The organism is Phenylobacterium sp., assembly GCF_036495085.1.
In the GTDB taxonomy this organism is placed as follows: Bacteria; Pseudomonadota; Alphaproteobacteria; order Caulobacterales; family Caulobacteraceae; genus Phenylobacterium.
In genome coordinates, this window is sequence record NZ_DASXNL010000155.1 from 1 (window position 1) to 17,676 (window position 17,676).

12 protein-coding genes are annotated in these 17,676 nt (G+C 66.6%); 5 read left to right on the forward strand and 7 right to left on the reverse strand.

The annotated features are described in order from the left end of the window. The coding region (locus tag VGI62_RS17285; protein WP_331505778.1) for a GntR family transcriptional regulator at positions 1-564 on the reverse strand (564 nt) is incomplete at its 3' end. A 275-nt stretch (positions 565-839) separates the two neighbouring features. Here VGI62_RS17285 and VGI62_RS17290 point away from each other — a divergent pair. Next, positions 840-3,575: a TonB-dependent receptor gene (locus tag VGI62_RS17290; protein ID WP_331505779.1), complete on the forward strand. Its 2,736-nt coding sequence runs from the start codon at positions 840-842 to the stop codon at positions 3,573-3,575. Between the two features lie 70 nt (positions 3,576-3,645). Here VGI62_RS17290 and VGI62_RS17295 read toward each other — a convergent pair whose 3' ends face one another. After that, positions 3,646-5,154: a tetratricopeptide repeat-containing sulfotransferase family protein gene (locus tag VGI62_RS17295; protein ID WP_331505847.1), complete on the reverse strand. Its 1,509-nt coding sequence runs from the start codon at positions 5,152-5,154 to the stop codon at positions 3,646-3,648. A gap of 149 nt (positions 5,155-5,303) precedes the next feature. Between VGI62_RS17295 and VGI62_RS17300 the strand changes: the two genes are divergently transcribed. From VGI62_RS17300 to VGI62_RS17310, 3 genes are all read left to right on the forward strand, one after another. Further along, positions 5,304-6,326 (forward strand): glutathione S-transferase N-terminal domain-containing protein, encoded by a 1,023-nt coding sequence (locus tag VGI62_RS17300; RefSeq protein WP_331505780.1) that lies wholly within the window; start codon positions 5,304-5,306, stop codon positions 6,324-6,326. A 55-nt stretch (positions 6,327-6,381) separates the two neighbouring features. Beyond that, entirely contained in the window at positions 6,382-7,479 is a 1,098-nt protein-coding gene (locus tag VGI62_RS17305; RefSeq protein WP_331505781.1) for a YeiH family protein, read from the forward strand. A 147-nt stretch (positions 7,480-7,626) separates the two neighbouring features. Then, a complete protein-coding gene (locus VGI62_RS17310; RefSeq protein ID WP_331505782.1) occupies positions 7,627-10,035 on the forward strand; it encodes an ATP-binding protein in 2,409 nt (802 codons plus the stop codon). A gap of 6 nt (positions 10,036-10,041) precedes the next feature. Here the strand turns inward: VGI62_RS17310 and upp are convergent, their stop codons facing one another. Genes upp through VGI62_RS17325 form a run of 3 tightly spaced genes read right to left on the reverse strand, consistent with a single transcriptional unit; the run spans position 10,042 to position 13,146 of the window. Continuing rightward, complete coding sequence (upp, locus tag VGI62_RS17315; protein WP_331505783.1) at positions 10,042-10,671, reverse strand: uracil phosphoribosyltransferase; 630 nt, start codon at positions 10,669-10,671, stop codon at positions 10,042-10,044. An 8-nt stretch (positions 10,672-10,679) separates the two neighbouring features. Further along, on the reverse strand, positions 10,680-11,888 hold the full coding sequence (locus tag VGI62_RS17320; RefSeq protein WP_331505848.1) for a DUF1688 family protein: 1,209 nt from the start codon (positions 11,886-11,888) through the stop codon (positions 10,680-10,682). A 1-nt stretch (position 11,889) separates the two neighbouring features. After that, complete coding sequence (locus VGI62_RS17325) at positions 11,890-13,146, reverse strand: GTP cyclohydrolase II (RefSeq protein ID WP_331505784.1); 1,257 nt, start codon at positions 13,144-13,146, stop codon at positions 11,890-11,892. A 299-nt stretch (positions 13,147-13,445) separates the two neighbouring features. Here VGI62_RS17325 and guaD point away from each other — a divergent pair, with 299 nt between their 5' ends. After that, entirely contained in the window at positions 13,446-14,753 is a 1,308-nt protein-coding gene (gene guaD, locus VGI62_RS17330) for a guanine deaminase (RefSeq protein ID WP_331505785.1), read from the forward strand. Between the two features lie 293 nt (positions 14,754-15,046). Here guaD and VGI62_RS17335 read toward each other — a convergent pair whose 3' ends face one another. Together VGI62_RS17335 and VGI62_RS17340 are read right to left on the reverse strand one after the other, a co-directional pair. After that, positions 15,047-16,462, reverse strand: a complete 1,416-nt coding sequence (locus VGI62_RS17335) for an NAD-dependent succinate-semialdehyde dehydrogenase (RefSeq protein WP_331505786.1) — start codon at positions 16,460-16,462, stop codon at positions 15,047-15,049. Positions 16,463-16,525: 63 nt separating this feature from the next. Then, positions 16,526-17,650 carry an AGE family epimerase/isomerase gene (locus VGI62_RS17340; RefSeq protein ID WP_331505787.1) on the reverse strand — a complete coding sequence of 375 codons (1,125 nt, stop codon included), beginning with the start codon at positions 17,648-17,650 and terminating at the stop codon, positions 16,526-16,528. Positions 17,651-17,676 lie beyond the last annotated feature (26 nt).

Genomic DNA, 17,676 nt, shown 5'->3' on the forward strand with positions numbered 1-17,676 from the left:
GCGCTGCAACGCCCTGACCGGCCGCGCGCGGTGCTTATCGAGCGCCTCGTAGAGTGACTCCTCGACGGCCATTTCCGACGGCAGGCAGAAGCCCGGCACAGTCGAGTACTCCAGCGCCATCGGCGCGCCGTCGGCATAGCGGATGCGGTTGAAGCGATAGACCAGCGCGCCCGGGCTGAGGCCCAGCGTCAGCGACTCTTCCGGCGTCACCGCGCCCGACGAGCGGCTGAGCCAGACGCTCTCCGGCCGCCGGCCTCGCGAGATCATGTCCTCGGTGAAGGACGAGAGCTTGGAGAAGTGCTTTTCGACGCGCGCGGCGACGAAGGTCCCGGCGCCCTGGCGGCGGGTCAGCAGGCCCTCGCCCACCAGCGCGTCGAGCGCCTTGCGCACCGTGATCCGCGAAACGCCGAACTCCTCGGCGAGGTCGCGCTCAGGCGGCAGCGCCTCGTCCGCGGCCAGCCGATTCTCGGTAATGGCGTCGCGCAGCGCGCGCTGCAGCTGCTGATACAGCGGCGCGCGCGACTGCTCCTTGAGGCTGCCGATTACGTCTGAAAACGACGCCAAGCGATGGGCCCCCTCTCCGAAAGGGCCGGCGACGGAGAGCCTCCGCCGCCGGCCTGCGCCATGTCTGCCACAGAACCAGACCATTTGCATACCAATAAATGATTGGTACGTAATTGGTGTGATTTTGGGCTTGCGTTTGTTATCAAGTTCGTGACAGCTTCGCCATGTCGAGAGAGTGATTGGCCGGAGCGACAAGGCCAATCATCTTCGATTGGTATGCAAATGGACTTAGGGGCGGGCCGGCCAGTTTGACGGCCCAAGCGGGGAGAACGCCCATGACTTTCGGCAAGCGTCTGCTGGTGAGCTCCACGAGCCTCGCCGCCCTGATCGTGGCCGTGCCAGCGCTGGCGGCGACCGACACGGATTCATCGACGAGCACCGCGAGCGAAGTGGTGGTGACGGGCATCAAGGAATCCCTCCAGCGCGCCATCAGCATCAAGCGCGCTTCGGTGAACCAGGTCGAAGCCGTGACGGCCACCGACATCGGCAAGCTGCCGGACAAGAACGTCGCCGATGCGCTGCAGCGTATTCCCGGCGTCAACACCGAATCGGCGGCCAGCGGCGAAGGCGGTTTCGACGAGAACGATCGGGTTTCCATCCGGGGCACCTCGCCCAGCCTGACCCAGGTCACTGTCGACGGCCATCCCGTCTCCACCGGCGACTGGTTCATCCTTGACCAGTTCCAGACCGTTGGCCGCAGCGTGACCTTCACCCTGCTTCCCGCCGAGATCGTCGACACGACCAAGGTCTACAAGACCCAGGATGCGTCCCTGCTGGATGGCGGCGTTTCCGGCGCGGTCGACATCCTCACCCGCAGACCCCTCGATCTGCATCAACCGTTCACCGCCCAAGGCTCGCTCCAGGGCGTCTACAACACGCTCACCGAGAAGACTAAGCCACAGGTCAGCGGCCTGCTTTCGTGGCAGAACCCCGATGCGACGTTCGGGGCGTTGGTGCAGGGCTTCTACGAGGAGCGCAGCGTCCGCCGCTATGGCCAGGAGACCTTAGGCTACACCCAGATCAACTCGACAATGCAGACCGGTATCAGCCATCCGGAGCTGATCGGCGTGTGGGCGCCGACGCTCATTGGCTCGACGCTGTTCGAGCAGGAGCGCAAGCGCGAGGGTGGGGACATCACCCTGCAGTGGCGGCCGACGGAGAAGGTGGAGTTCGTCCTCGACGGCTTCTACTCGAAGCTCGAAGCCACGAACCACAACGACAACTATATGTATTGGGGCTCGCGCGAGCTGGGCAACAATTCGCCCAGCAGCTTCACCGTCGCCAACAACACCCTCACCTCCGCGACCTTCCCGCTCAACGGCCCGTCCGGCAAACCGGTCGAGGGCCTGGTGATCGACAACATTGTGCGGCCCAACGCCAGCGGCGAGAGCTATTTCATCAATCTCGATGGCGCCTTCCATGCCACCGACGATCTGACCTTCAAGGGCCAGGTCGGCTACACGCACGGCGAAGGAAACACACCCGAGGAGCCTGCTTTCGAGGTCGATGGCTTCACCGGCATCTCCTACGCCCCATCCGGCAACGGCTGGCGGGTGACGCCGACCAACATCAACCCCGCGAGTCCTGCGGGCCTCTCCAACGACTGGGCGTGGAACGAGACCTTCACCTCGATCGACAAGGAAGCCTACGTCAAGGTCGACGGCGACTATGCGGTCAATCACGGTGTCTTCCAGGACGTCCTGTTCGGCTTGCGCTACTCCGACCACACCCGGCAAGTGGATGGTTGGGACCGCGGGTGCACGCTGGGCGCCAACGGGCAATGCTGGACCTCGCCCACCATGCCGTTCTCAGCCACCAATCCCTCGCCTTATCCGAGCGGTTTCAACTCCGGCGCCCTCGGCATCCCCGGCCTGCTGATCCCGATCGCCGGCGACCCGGACAAGATCGTGTCGATCCTGAACAGCATCAATGACGGGGTGCACGGGCCGATCTCATCGATCAAGACGGCGCAGAACTACTACTGGCCGGGAGCCTTCAAGGTCACCGAGAAGGACTGGGCCGGCTACGTTATGGCGAAGGTCGGCGGTGACGGCTGGCGCGGCAACGTCGGCCTGCGGATCACCGACACCAAGCAGAATTCCTTCGTCAATGTCCCCGACGCGAGCGGAACGCTCCGGGGCGACATCACGAGCTCCGCCTACGGTCCCTATTTCGTCAGCAACGTCAGCCACAACTACGTCGACTTCCTGCCGAGCTTGAACCTGGCGTTTGACGTCAAGGAGAACCTCTACCTCAGGGTCTCCGCCGCCGAGACCATCGCTCGGCCCGACTACAGTGCGCTCGGAGGCGCCGTATCGCTGACCGACACCACGCTCACCGGCAATGGCGGCAACCCCGACCTGAAGCCGATCAAGGCCGCGGTCTATGACGCTGCCCTCGAGTGGTACTACGCACCGACCTCACTCGCCGCGATCAGCGTGTTCTACCAGAACCTCTCGTCGTACGTGACGTTCGGGACGCACAACGCCGTCTACCTGAACTCGCTGCTGTCCAAGCCGGCGACGCCGGGCGGGCCGGTTGTCCCGGTCTTCTCGACCTACTCCATCTCATCGCCGAGCAACACGACGGGCGAGGTCAAGGGTATCGAGCTGCAGGTCCAGCAACCGTTGCCGTACGACTTCGGCTTTCAACTCAACGCGACCTACGTCGACTCGCAGGATGCCGACGGCAGTCCGCTGGTGGGCACGTCGCGATGGACGGCCAATGCCGTGGGCTACTACGAGGCTCATGGCCTGAGCGCGCGACTGGCCTACACCTATCGCTCGCACTTCTTCGTCGGGCTGGACCGCAGCGCCGCCGAAAATCAGGACAACTACGGCCAACTGGATGGCTCAGTCAGCTATCGGATCAACAACAATATCGAGCTCACCCTCGACGCCCTGAACATTACCAACGACAATCTGAAGTACTATGCCCTGAACAAGACCCAGCCGCGGGCTGTATACGACAACGGAACGCAGGTATTCTTCGGGTTTAGACTTCGATATTAGATGATCTGATCCATTTCCCCGAGGACTAAAACTGAAGCGGAGCGACTTGTCGCTCCGCTTTTTTTGTCGATCAGTCCTGATCGTATCCGAACCGCCGCACCCAGGGCGCCAGCGCCGGAAGGACGGGCGCCAACTCGGCTTCGTAGCTGCGCCACCGACCCAAGCCCTTGCGGTTGAGGCCGGCGCGGACTTGCGGCGCGCTCGGCGTGCGCACAGATCGACGGTTCGCCGTTCCCGCGACGTCGGACATCGCTCGCTCCGGCGTGAGGTCGAGGAACCCGCAGATCGCTGCGAGCCCTTTGTCGAGGTCGGCGACCAGCGCCTCATGGCGGACATCCATGACCTTCAGCGGCAGCACACTTCGATAGATCTGAGCCAGCTCCATGCAGGCGCCGTAGCAGGCCGCGGTCTGCGCCAGGTCGGTGAAGGCATAGGTCAGGGCATTGAGCTGGAAGTTGTTACGCAGGCAACTCAGCGCCACGTCCCTGGGATCGCGCACCGCGAACAGGATCCTGGCTTGCGGGAACAGCTTGGCCACCAGCGGCAGATCGACGGTCCCCGCCGGCGCCTTGTCGAGGAACAACCGGCCCGCCGTCTCTACCCCGTGGCGGGCGACCTCGGCCCAATAGCGTGCGCGCCAGGACGCCGCCTCTTCCGGTGACAGTCGAGCCAGCCGCTCCAGGCCTTGCGCCGAGCTCATGAACTCGGCGTGGGCGTCGGCCAAGGTCGGCGCCTCCTCCAGCGCGGCCACACGTGAGTGGCCTGCCAGGGCCTGTTCCAGAAGCGTCGTGCCAGATCTCGGAAAACCGACAAGGAAGACATGTGCGTCGGCCGGGCCGGGCGTGGCGGCCGGCGCCACACGCCAGGGCGCGGGATCGGCCGCGGCGAACCAGCGCGCGATGCGCTCGAAACGCGCGACAGCGCCCTCTCGTCCCGCCGCGCGTTCCGCGAAGAGCCGGCGCTGCAGCGCCTTGCCCGCACTCGCCGCCGCAAACGCATCGGCCGGTCGGCCCAGCGCCTCCAGCGCCTCGGCGAGCATCAAGAGTGCGTCGGCTCGCTGCTCTGGGCCTAGGCGCGCATCGCGCGCCAAGGCGGCAAGATTGCGCTGCGCGGTCGCCCCGTCGCCGCGCCCCAGCGCCACGCGCGCGCCAAGCCAGGCGAGCGCAGGCGTATCGGGATATCGCGCCCGGAGCGGCGCCGCCCATCGATCGGCCTCGGCCCAATTCCCCGCCTCTGCGGCGAGCAGCGCCAGACCGAAGGCGGCGTCGAAGCGACCGGGCTCGCGCGTCAGGGCACGGTGATAGAGCGCCGTGGCGTCCTCGACCCGCCCGAGATCCTGCAAGCTCCTCGCCTTGCCGCACAAGGGCTCCGGCGCGTCCGGCGCCAACGCCAGGGCGCGGTCCCAGGCCACGATAGCCTCCTCGGGCCTTCGAGCGGCGAATAGGCTCGTCGCCAGCGCCGACCAAGCCTGGACGTCGCGGGGGGCCTGTCCCAGCCGCCGCTGAGCCTGCGCAATTGCGTCTGCGAACCGTCCCGCACGAAGCAGGCTCGCCTGGCTTTCGATTTCGGAAGGGGGGATCGCAGGACCTCCGGGCTGTTGACGGTCATGATCCTACCCACGGCCATGGCCGCTGTCGCCCAAACCCTCCGGCTGGACTTCCCGGCGATGACAGAAAGTGCGGGAAGGCGGATCATCAGACTGCCTCCCGACTCACTGGAGTCTGCGTAATGGCAGAACCTCTCGCGCTCTCCGGCGCTCCCGGCTCGCCCTACACCCGCAAGATGCTGAGCGTGCTCCGCTACCGGCGGATCGCCTATCGGTTCCTGCCGCCAAGCGGCCCGGCGCTGAAAGGGCTGCCCCAGCCACGAGTGGCCCTGCTGCCGACGTTCTACCTGCCTGGCGAAACCGGCGAGCTGCAGGCCATCACCGACTCCACGCCGCTGATCCGTCGCTTAGAGCGCGACTACAAAGGCCGCAGCATCGTTCCCAGGGACCCGGCGTTGGCCTTCCTCGACGAACTGATCGAGGACTACGCCGACGAGTGGTTGACCAAGGCGATGTTCCACTACCGCTGGTCCTATGCGCCCGACATCGCCAAAGGCGCAGCGATCCTGCCGTGTTGGCGCGGCTTTACGATCCCGGACGAGGAACTCAGAACCCGCGGGGCCTTCACCGCTGAGCGCCAGATCGGCCGCCTGCGTTACGTGGGCTCCAACGCCGTGACGGGGCCGGTGATCGAGGCGAGCTACCGCCGCTTCCTCGCCGCTTTCGAAGCGCACCTGACCCACCTGCCCTACCTCCTTGGCGAGCGGCCGTCCGCCTGTGATTTCGCGGTTTTTGGTCAGCTCAGCCAGCTCGCCGGATTCGACCCGACGCCCATGGCGCTAACCCTCGAACTCGCGCCCCGCGTCACCGCCTGGGTAGGGCTGATGGAAGACCAGTCCGGCGTGGAGCCACGCGATAACGGGTGGATTTCGTTGACCGAGGCGCCTGAGACCCTGCGCGCCGTCCTGAGCGAGATAGGTCGCGTCTACCCGCCCGTGATGCTGGCCAACGCCGCGGCTGTCGCGGCGGGCGCAGAGGAGGTCAGGACTGAGGTCGACGGCCAGGTTTGGACCCAGCAGCCCTTCCCGTATCAGGCCAAGTGCCTGGGTTGGCTGCGCCAGTCGCGGACCGATCTCCCGGCCCAGGCGCGCGACGAGGTGGATGCGATGTTGGCGCCCGCGGGCCTGGCTGGGCTATTCGCCTAGCGCCGGCCCGCAAACGGGGCGAGCCTCGCTCGAACAACCGGAGAGGTGGTCGGCCATGGTGATCAGGGACATCGATACCGACGCCGCCGCGGCGCACGAGATGTTCCAGTCTTTCGAGGGCATGGAGGGCCTGCCGACTTCTGCCCCCGCTGCTCGCCGTCAGCTCAGCATCGAAGCCTTTGTCCGCTCAGTCTATCCGGGCGTCCTCGTCGCACTGACCATCGCCCTCGCAGCCGATTGGCTGGCCGGCCATTACAAGGCGCCGGTGATGCTGTTTGCGCTGCTGTTCGGCATGACCTTCCATTTCCTGCACGAGGAAGGCCGTTGCATCGCCGGGATCGAGTTCGCCTCGAAGGCGGTGCTGCGGACCGGAGTGGCGCTTCTCGGGGCGCGGATCACCGTTGAGCAGATCATAGCCTTGGGACCGGTCCCCATCGCCATGGTGGTGGCCGGCGTCACCACGACCTTGCTGTTTGGCCTGCTGCTCGCCCGGCTGCTTGGCCAGAGCCGGAGCTTCGGGGTGCTCTCCGGCGGGTCGGTGGGCATCTGCGGCGCCTCGGCGGCGCTGGCCATCGCCTCGGTGCTGCCCAAGACCAAGGAGAGCGAGCGCGACGTGATCCTGGCGGTGGTGGTGGTCACCACGCTGTCCACGATCGCCATGATCCTCTACCCGATGCTGGTCGCCGCCATCGGCCTCGACCACCAGCGAGCCGGCCTGTTTCTCGGCGGCACCATCCACGACGTCGCCCAGGTCGTGGGCGCCGGCTATATGATCTCTCAACAGACCGGCGACGTTGCGACCTACGTGAAGCTGCTGCGCGTGGCCATGCTGCTGCCGGTGGTGCTGTCGATCGCTTTCTTCATCGCGCGCGCGCAGGGCGGCCGCGGGGGCGCCAAGGTGCCGGTGCCCTGGTTCCTGTTCGGGTTCGCCGCGCTGGTGGCCCTGAACAGCCTCGGCTTCCTGGCCAAGCCGGTGGTGGACGCCGCCGGCGACATCTCGCGCTGGTGCCTGGTGGTCGCAATCGCGGCGCTGGGCATGAAGACCACTTTCAAGTCGCTGATCGCCGCCGGCTGGCGACCCGTGGCGGTGATGGTCGCCGAAACGCTGTGGATCGGCGGTCTTGTCCTGGCGGTGGTGGAATTGGCGACCTGAACCAGACTGCGCTTTTCCGTGCTTCGGTGGGAAGCCTTCGGAAAGCATTTCCCGGTACGACTGTTCGTGAAAGGCGGTCGTATCTCTGTGCGCGGCATCCAATTCCGATCGATAAGCACGCTCCTGCTGACGGCGTTCGTCGCCAGCATGACCGTTCTGCTACTCGTCGACGCTCTGACGACGTATTCCCAGTATCGCAAGCGCGATGAGCAGCACCGGGTCGACGAGCTGGCGATCTATGTGAAGGAGCGCACGCGAACCGAAAAGGAGTCGCTCGACTCCCTGCGCGGCAAGCACGCAGCGGCCAGCGAGGCGTTGCGTCGGCGCGTGTCCGTCTTGCGGCGCGGGCAGGTCGATCGCCAGTTCGACGCCTGGTTCCCCAAGAATGGGGACGGCACGCGACGCAGCCGCGACAGTCTCTACAAGGGCGTGCAGACCCCCGAAGGCGACGCCATATACGGGATTGGCGCCTATCTCGGCCATGCCGCCACAATGACGGAAGACGACAAGCGGGTGCTCACGGCCGCCACCGTCGTGCTGAGCCGCGTCGGCCAATCCGACCTCGCCAAATCCGAGAATTTCTTCTTCCTATCGCCCAGTGACCGGCTGATCCTTTTCGCACCCCATCGCCAGGAAGCGCTTGCGTTCTTCCGCAAGACGGCCTCGGCGAATCTGGCGTTCGACCGCAGCTATCCTCAGCCCCAGAACAATCCCACGGGGCGTATGCGCTGCACGCCGCTGCCGGCGCTGATGCAGGACAAGGCCGAGGAGAGTCTGATCTCAGGTTGCATCAGCCCGGTCTTTGTGGGCGGCCGCTACGTGGGCGCCTGGGGCTCCACTGTGATGAGCGAGCAGTACCTCTCTCAGGTCCTGCGCGACGCGCCGGCCGGGGCCAGAAGCCTGATCGTCTCCGAAAAGGGCGAGCCCATCGCCGTCCCGGGCTTCACCCGCGATCAGGCGCTCGACCCCGATGCGGTCGCCGGCCTCAAACAAACCTACGGCCTGGACACCCTAGGGGCGACCATCCGCGCCCAGGGCAAATCGACTGGCGTGGTCGAGAGTCCGGACGGCAAGATGCTGGTCGCCTATGGGCAGCTCGACGGCCCCGCGTGGCTGCTGCTCGTCGCCTACCCCAAGACCAAGATCGCGACAGGGGCCCTGGCTGAGGTCCTGGCCGATTTCGGTGGCAAATTCCTGATCGTGGCGATCGCGGCTGCGATCCTGTTCAGGATGTTGCGGCGCCTGGTGATCTCGCCCCTGCGCGCGCTCGGCGACTCTACAGAAGCGCAAACAGAGGCTCTGGCGCAGCGTTCCGATGAGATCGGCCAACTTGCCAGAGCCATGCAGGAGGACCGACGGCGCGAGGACGAAATCCTCGAGGACCTGGAAGCACGCGTGCAGGACCGCACCGCCGAACTTGAACGCGCCAACGCTGCAAAGTCCGACTTCCTGGCCAGTATGAGCCACGAGCTACGCACGCCGCTGAACGGGGTGATCGCGCTTTCCGACACCCTTGCCAAAGAGCAGACGACCGAGCGTGGCCGGGAGATGGCCGGGCTGGTGTTGGCCTCGGGGCGGATGCTGGAGCAGGTGCTGAACGACATCCTCGACGTCTCCCGCATCGAGTCCGGGCAGCTGACTATCGACGGCGCGACCTTTGAGCTAGCGGAAAGCGTCGCCACGATCGCCGCCGTTCATCGGGCCAGCGCCGAGGCCAAGGGGCTTTCATTCGAGGTCGATATCGACGACGCCGCACGAAGCTCGTGCTTTGGCGACGATATCCGCGTGGCCCAGATCCTCTCGAACCTGCTCTCCAACGCCGTGAAATTCACGACGGAGGGAGGGGTCACCCTATCCGTCGCGCGCCGAGACGAACTGGTGACCTTCACCGTGACTGACACCGGGGTCGGTATCTCCGACGACACCCAGGCGCAGCTGTTGAGCCGTCTGCGCCAGACTGAGGGACCCGTCACCCAACGCGCGACCGGCTCGGGCCTTGGCCTGGCGATCGCCGGGTCGCTGGCTAGCATGATGGGCGGCCAGATCGAGGTCGACTCAGAGCCTGGCAAGGGATCGACCTTCGCCGTGACCCTGCCGCTTCCGGTCACCCAGGCCGTGAAGGAGGCCTCCGAGGTCGACGAATTCGTCGGGGTCGACCTTTCGGCGATGAAGGTGCTGGTGGCCGAGGACCATCCCACCAATCGCACGGTGGTCTCGTTGATGCTCGCGCCATTCGGCGTGCATCTCACACTGGTCGAGGACGGCCGTCAGGCCGTCGATGCGGTCATGCGCGAGGGTTTCGACCTCATCCTGATGGACCTGCAGATGCCTGTGCTCGACGGGCTGGGAGCCGCTCGCGAAATCCGCTCGCTGGAAACTGCCCGGGGGCGGCGGCCGACGCCGATCGTCGCGCTGTCGGCCAACGCCCTGCCCGAACATACCGCCGGAGCTCGAGCCGCGGGCATGGATGGCCACCTCGCCAAGCCGATCAGCGCCGAGGATCTTCTCTCGCTGCTCACCCGCATCAACGACGAAAAGACGGCCGAGGCCGCCTAGGCAGTCCTAACGGGTGCCGTACATTCGGTCGCCGGCATCGCCCAGGCCCGGCAGGATGTAGCCGTGGTCATTCAGCTTCTCGTCCACCGCCGCCGTCCAGATGTGGACCCCCGGATGGTGGCCCTGGAACTTTGAGATGCCTTCAGGCGAGGCCAGGAGGCAGGCCATGCGTATCGCCGTTGCGCCGGCTTCTCTTAGCCTGTCGACCGCCGCGATGGCCGTGTTGCCTGTGGCCAGCATCGGGTCAATGACCACGACAAGCCGCTCGTCGATGTCGGCGGGCGCCTTGAAGTAGTACTCCACGCATTCCAGCGTGGCCGGATCGCGGTAAAGTCCGACGTGGGCGACACGGGCTGCGGGCGCCAGCTCCAGCATTCCGTCCAACATCCCCATTCCCGAGCGCAGGATCGGCGCGAAGACCAGCTTCTTGCCGGCCAGTTGGCGCGCCGTCATGACCTGCATGGGCGTCTCGATCTCCACGGTCTCTAGCGGGAGGTCTCGGGTCACCTCGTAACAGACAAGGCCGCCAATCTCCTTCAGGAGCTGGCGGAAGCTCTTGATCGAGGTGTCCTTTTTCCGCATCAGCGTCAGCTTGTGCTGCACCAGCGGGTGGTCGACGATCGTGACTCCCTTCATGGTTCCCCTCAGAAAACGGTTCCGTCGCTGATAACAGTGAGCGGCGGCGCGCCGTCGGCCCGCCTGGTTGTTGCGATCCGTCGACCCGCCGCCCAAGTGCCTCCCTCCAGCACGCGCGCCAGCGGAAGGACTTCGTCGGAAACACCCAGCCGCTCACGAACCATGGGCGCGATCCTGTCCAGCAAGGCCACCGTAAGTGATCGCCAGGCGACGACCAGGGGCTCGTCCACCAGGTGCGCACGGTCCAGATCGGAGGGATCGCCCGCGGCCAGCACGCCGGTGTCCACGAAAAGGCCTCCGTTGCGATACTCGGCCAGTCCGGTCAGGCCATCGATGTCGACCACCGCGACGCCGGCAGCCTCCAAAGGCTCGATCAACGAATAGCAGAGCCACTGAGAGAGCTTGTGCATCGGCACGAGGCCATCAGTGGCGTCGTCTCGCTTGATCGCAGGGTGCTTCCAGCAGTCGCCAAGCGGCAGGCCACCCAGGCTAAGGCGCCCCGGCCAGATCGGTCCCAGGGCCTCGAGCAACACGTCCAGGATCACCGGTGCGGACAGCTTCCCAGTCCTCGCGCGCGCCGCCATCACATCGAATAGCCCGCCCGGTCGTCCTACCCGTTCGCCCAACCGCCGCAAAAGCGCTGCGCGGCCGTCGAGACCGACCAGCGGATTTTGCGGGCTGACCTGAAAAGCCTCCGCAAGCATCTCGGCGTCCACCTTGGCCAACGCGTCAGCGCGCAGGGGATCGTCCGGGTCAGAAGAGAGCGCTCCGGATTCGAACAGCCGCAGAGACGCGATGCCGAGGCCTTCGGACCTGCCGAGCACAGCGCCCGTCTCGCCATCCCGGTAGCGCCAGGCCGGGCCTGCGCCGGCGTCGAGCAACACCGAGGTCACCGCAAGGTCGAAAGCCGCGCGCGCCTGGTCCTCGGGCGTCGTCCAGGGTGGGTCGCGTTCACCCCAAAGGTCGCGCCCGCCGATGGTGAAGTGTCGCCAGCGCGAATGGAAGGGGACCTTGAGGTTGGGATAGGCCTCGCGGACCACCTGCGCCGTCAGGTCGGCGGCGACGGCCAGGTTCGGCAGGGAGACACGCCATTCGGGGATGTCGCCGGCCGCAGCGGCGGCCAGCATCTCATGAGCGCGATCGCGAACCGCCTGCGCAGTAAGCAGGCTTCGCGCGGCTGTGACGTCCCCAGGCGTGCCGGCGACAATGTCAGCTATCTCAGAATTCCTTCAGGTCGCGGCCGACCACCCGCTTCAGGTCAGCCTTGGTCGGCGGTTTTCCCGAGGTGAAGTAGCCAGCCGCCTTCTTGGCTTCCATCTCGACCGAAGCGTCGTCGGGCACGAGGTAATCCGGGATCGGCACCCGCTCACCGATCTCGACGCCGCCTTTCAGAAGGGCGTCGTACTTCATGTTGGACATCGAGACGAAGCGGTCGATGCGGCGGATCCCGAGCCAGTGGATCACATCGGGCATCAACTGCTGGAAACGCGCGTCCTGGACGCCCGCAACGCACTCCGTGCGCTCGAAATAGGTCGCCGCCTGGTCGCCGCCCGGTTGGCGTTTCCTGGCGTTGTAGACGAGGAATTTGGTCACCTCGCCCAGCGCGCGGCCCTCCTTGCGATTGTAGACGATCAGGCCGGCCCCCCCGGCCTGGGCTTGCCGCGCGGCCTCCTCGATCCCATGGGTCAGGTAGGGCCGGCAGGTGCAGATGTCGGAGCCGAAGACGTCGGACCCGTTGCATTCGTCGTGCACTCGGCAAGTCAGGCTATAGCGTCCGTCGCCGATGCGAGCGGGGTCACCAAACATATAGAGGGTGATCCCGCCGATGGGCGGCAGAAAGACGGAGAGATCCGGCCGCGTCACCAGCTCCGGATACATCCCGCCGGTTTGCTCGAAGAGAGTACGGCGAAGCTGGGTCTCATCGACCTCGAAGCGGCTGGCGATGCCGGGCAAATGCCAAACCGGATCGATCGCCGCCTTGGTGACGGCGATCTCGCCGCCTTCGTGGATGATCCGGCCATCGACCTCCAGGCGGCCCTTGGCGATGGCGTCGCCGATCTCGGGCAGGTGGATGCGCGCCTTGGTGATCGCGATCGTCGGGCGCACGTCGAGGCCTTCCGCCAGTTCTGCGGCGAAATCCTCGGAGACCCGATGGCCCCAGGGATCGAGCGAGACGATCTTGCCGGCCTCATGCCATTGAGCGTGGGGGCCGACCTGCGCCACCGGGTGGGTGTTATGCAGTTCAGGCCGCGTTTCGGCCGCCATCGCTCCGGATGAGATCGCCAGGGCGCGGTAGATTGAATAGGCGCCCCCATGGGCGCCCACTGCGTTGCGGTTGACCCCGGAATTTGGTGTCGCGATGACCGGGCCGCGCTCGCGGGCTGTGGGGGCGTCCCAGTTGATCGAATAGCGGCTCGCAGACCCGCTACCCGGGTGCGACGTGAGGCGGATATGGGATGTCCTGTTTGCGGACATGGTTCGCGCTGGCAAACCTCCGGAATTGACTTGGCAAGCGTTACGGCATTGCCCTTCAAATGGGCACACCCCTGATATGGTTGCGCTTTGGCGTCGGGACCAGCCCCCGGCCCCGACGTTGAGCAAGGCTTCAGCGCAGGCCCGCATCATCTGCTCACGTCGGCCCAGATCGAACGTCTGCGCCATCACAGGTAAGCGACTTCGACGAAGGGTCAGGTCCACCCCCTCTGCCGGAGCTGCAGCAGCGCAAGGACCATCGGGTGCTGGGAACGGCCGGCCAGGCGGCCTAAGGATGAGGTGTGAGCCGACACGCCTATCGCGCCGCGCTGCTGCATGCGCTGGATGATCCCCAGAAGGCGCCGCCCGAAGCCGCCTGGGCTTACCATTCCGACGGGCTGCTGATCGTCGAGGACGGCCTCGTCGCAGCCTTCGGCGACTACCAGGATCTTGCGGCGGGACTCTCGGCGGAAACACCCGTCAGCGGGTTCCCGGGACGGCTGATCGCGCCGGGTTTTGTCGACGCCCACATACACTATCCGCAAACGGACGTTGTCGCGGCCTGGGGCTCACAGCTCCTGGAGTGGCTGAACAGCCACACCTTCCCCGCCGAGCAGGCTTTCGCCGATCGGGCGCACGCCGATGAGGCCGCCGCCTTTTTCCTGGACGAACTCCTGCGCAACGGCACCACCAGCGCGCTGGTGTTCGGCACGGTGCACAAGACCTCTATCGAGGCCCTCTTCGAGGCCGCGCTGGCGCGCGACATGCGACTGATCGCGGGGAAGGTGCTGATGGACCGCCATGCGCCGGCGGCGCTTTGCGACACCGTCGAGAGCGGCCGCGCGGACACCGAAGCCCTGATCCGCGCGTGGCGCGATCGTGGCCGGCTGGGCTACGCCATCACGCCGCGCTTTGCGGTCACTTCGTCGGACGCCCAGCTCGCCATGGCCGGTGAGGTCGCGGCCGCCCATCCGCATGTCCTGATCCACACACACATGTCGGAAAACCTGGAGGAGATAGCCCGCGTCGGCGAGCTCTTCCCCGACCATCGCGACTACCTCGACGTCTATGCGCGCCACGGCTTGGTCACACCGCGCTCGGTTTTCGCCCACTGCGTCCACACGAGCGACGACGCCCTGCGTCGGATGCGCCGCGCCGGGGCGGCGGCGGCCTTCTGCCCCTCCTCGAACCTGCTGTTGGGAAGCGGACTCTTCAGCCTGAAGCAGGCCTGCGATTGCGGAGTAACCATCGGTCTCGGCACCGACATCGGCGCCGGCGCGAGCTTTTCCCTGCTGCACATGATGGGTGAGGCCTACAAGGTCGGCCAGCTCAGGGGCGAGACGCTGGACCCCATGCACGCCTTCTACCTGGCGACCCTGGCCGGGGCGCGGGCGATGAGGATCGACGACAAGGTGGGCAATCTCGAGCCGGGCAAGGAGGCCGACTTCCTGGTCCTCGACCCGGCCGCCACCCCGCTCCTGGCCCGCCGTACGGCCGCGGCGACGACCATCGCCGAGAAGCTGTTCGTGTTGTCGATCCTGGGCGACGACCGGGTGATCGAGCGGACCTACCTCGCCGGTCGGCTGGCGCACAGCCGCGAGAAGATTTGAGGGCCATCGCCTCGCCTCCGCCTGGCAGCTGTGGCCCTAGCGTTTCAATGCGTGGACCACGGCCCATGCTCCGGCGGCAAGGGCCCCCGCGCCGATCAGCACCCAGGTCGTCGAAGGGGCCCCGGACCGGCGTGCAATCGGCAAAGCAAAGGAGAGGCCGAAGGTGCACGACGCCCAGGCCCTGAAACAGCCATAGCCCGCCAAGCATCACAGCCAGTGCGCCGGACAACCCGATCAGGATTTCCATCGGCCATGCGTCCCCATCGGCCGCACGGTGCGTCGGGCCTGCGCCGCTACTCAGTCCCGGCCTTGGACCTGGCCTCGGGGTGCACCAGCACAGTCTTGATGTTCACGAACTCGCGGATGCCGAAGTCGGAGCATTCCCGGCCGTAGCCGGAGTGCTTGACGCCCCCGAAGGGAAGCCGCGGGTCGGAGCGGACGTTCTGGTTCACGAAACTCATGCCGGCCTCAAGCTCATCGGTGGCGATGCGTTCACCGCGCACGACGTCGCCGGTCAGCACCCCGGAGCCGAGACCAAAGAGGCTGTCGTTGGCGATGCGAATGGCGTCGGCCTGGTCAGCGGCCTCGATGACCGCGGCCACCGGCCCGAACAGTTCCTCATCGTGGGCCGGCATGCCAGGGCGCACGCCGCTCAGCACAGTGGCCGGATACCAAGCTCCGGCCTTCGCAGGGACATCGCCGCCGACCAGCGCGCGAGCGCCTTTGCTTACGCTTTCGGCGACCTGACGATGGACGTTGTCGCGGGCCTCGACGCTCTGCAGCGGTCCTAGCTTGGTCGTCTCGTGCCGAGGATCACCCATGGCGTAGGCGCTCATCGCTTCCACCAGCGCTTTTTCGAAGGCGCCGCGGATCTCGGACACGACGATGAACCGCTTGCCGGCGATGCAGCTTTGGCCGCCGTTGACCATCCGCGCGGCTGCCGCGACTTCGGCGGCGGCTGGGATGTGAGCGTCTTCCAGCACGACATAGGCGTCACTGCCGCCAAGTTCGAGCACGCTCTTCTTGAGGACCCCGCCAGCCTGTGAGGCGACTTCCCGCCCGGCTTCCACTGAACCGGTCAGGCTCACGGCGGCGATGGCGTCGGCCTCGATGATCGCGCGCACGTCGCGGCTGGGAATCAAAAGGGTCCGGAACACGTTTTCCGGAAAGCCGGCCTCGCGGAACACGTCCTCGATCGCGAGCGCACAGCCCGGCACGTTGCTTGCGTGCTTCAGCACCGCGGTGTTGCCCGCCATGAGCGTCGGCGCGGCAAAGCGGAACACCTGCCAGAACGGAAAATTCCAGGGCATCACGGCCAAGATTGTCCCAAGCGGCCGGAACGCCACCTTGGCCCGTGGCCCGCCCATGTCGACCGCTTGGTCCGCCAGGAAGCCGGCGGCGTGCTCGGCGAAGAAATCGCAATTTCCGGCGCATTTCTCGATCTCGGCGCGCCCTTCGACGAGCGTCTTGCCCATCTCCTCCGTCATCAGGGCGGAAAATTCCTCCCGGCGAGCCCGCAACACCGCCGCGGCGCGGCGCATCATGGCGGCCCGCTCGGCGATGCCGGTTCGCCGCCAGTCGTCGAAAGCCAGGCGAGCCTTCCCTGCGATCTGCAGCGCCTCGTCGGGGGTGTGGCCGAGATAGCTTCGCCCGGGATCGGCTGTCGCAGGATCGACCGTCTGGAAGTTGGGCTTCTGCGCCATGTCCATCGGCAAGCTCCTTCACACCCTGGGCGGTGAACTGATCAAGGTCTGGCCGGTTGCATGCCGCCGTTACCGCGTTGCAGCCGAACGGCCCTGCGCCGTCAGTTCCAGGATCGCAACCACCAGGTGATAGAAGGACGTGGCGGGAGCCGGCTCTTCAACGAATGTTCCATCGGGGCGCAGCTTGTCGCGCCAGGCGCCGCGGGCTGGAACCTGCAGGTATTGCGCCAGTCCGCTGGCTGCACGGACCGCCTGGGCTTCCTCGCCCAGCGCCAATGCCGCCTTCAGGCGCTCGGTCTGCGGCCAGAGCCGAGCAGACCCGTCGCGCACCGAGAAGTCGTCCCACAACGCGTTCACCGCCACTTCGCGGCCGGCATCTACGCCACGCAGACCGTTCTCGTAGAGCCGCCTGGCGGCGGTCAGCGCTTTCGGCTCGGCGCGCGACTGGCCCCAACGCTGCAAGAGCCAGGCCCATTCGAACTGGTGGCCGGGCTCCACCAGCCCTTCTTCGCCGGCCAGCGCGCGCCACTCGGCGTCGAAGAACTCGCGCATGGCGCCGGTCGCCGGATCGATGAACCGCTCCATGGCCAGGCCTGCGATCTCATCGGAGAGGGCTGCCCATGGCGCGCCCGCCGCGGCTTCCAGGGCAAGAGAGCTCTCGAGCAGGTGCATATGGCAGTTGGCCTGGTAGGGGTGTGGCCCGTTTTCCCGAAAGCCGCCGGCCGGAACGCGCCGCGCGTCCAACGCCGCCAGCGTGCGCTCTGCCCGGCCGATAAGGTCGCCCGCTCCCGGTTCAGCCGCCAGCAGCGCAGCCATCGCGAGCATTGCGAACGCCTGCTCGTAGATGTCCGCCGCCGGGTCCAGTGGCGTGCCGTCGGAGGCGACGCGATTTATGAACAGGCCATCGGCGCGACCGTAGACCGCTACGAAACGCGCCCAGCCCTCGCGCGCCACCGGCAGCCAGTGCTCGCCATGGCCGGCGCTCGCCGCCGAGGCGAAGGCGAACACCTGGCGCGCTTGCGCGCGCGCCCGACGCGGCCCCTCGACTGGGGAGCCGTCGACGATCAACGCCTCCTGGAAGAGCCCGCCAACAGGATCGACACCCGCCCCGGCCCAGAGCGGCAGGGCGGCTTCGCGCAGCCAGGCGTCATACCAGGCAGCGGCTTGGGTGAGTGTCTCGAACCTTAGCGGCATCGGGCTATCATGGTGGATTCTCGGGC

Coding starts and splice junctions, on each gene's coding strand:
- VGI62_RS17290 (WP_331505779.1), top strand. CDS start 840: ATGACTTTCGGCAAGCGTCTGCTGGTGAGCTCCACGAGCCTCGCCGCC.
- VGI62_RS17300 (WP_331505780.1), top strand. CDS start 5,304: ATGGCAGAACCTCTCGCGCTCTCCGGCGCTCCCGGCTCGCCCTACACC.
- VGI62_RS17305 (WP_331505781.1), top strand. CDS start 6,382: ATGGTGATCAGGGACATCGATACCGACGCCGCCGCGGCGCACGAGATG.
- VGI62_RS17310 (WP_331505782.1), top strand. CDS start 7,627: ATGACCGTTCTGCTACTCGTCGACGCTCTGACGACGTATTCCCAGTAT.
- upp (WP_331505783.1), bottom strand. CDS start 10,671: ATGAAGGGAGTCACGATCGTCGACCACCCGCTGGTGCAGCACAAGCTG.
- VGI62_RS17325 (WP_331505784.1), bottom strand. CDS start 13,146: ATGTCCGCAAACAGGACATCCCATATCCGCCTCACGTCGCACCCGGGT.
- VGI62_RS17335 (WP_331505786.1), bottom strand. CDS start 16,462: ATGGACATGGCGCAGAAGCCCAACTTCCAGACGGTCGATCCTGCGACA.
- VGI62_RS17340 (WP_331505787.1), bottom strand. CDS start 17,650: ATGCCGCTAAGGTTCGAGACACTCACCCAAGCCGCTGCCTGGTATGAC.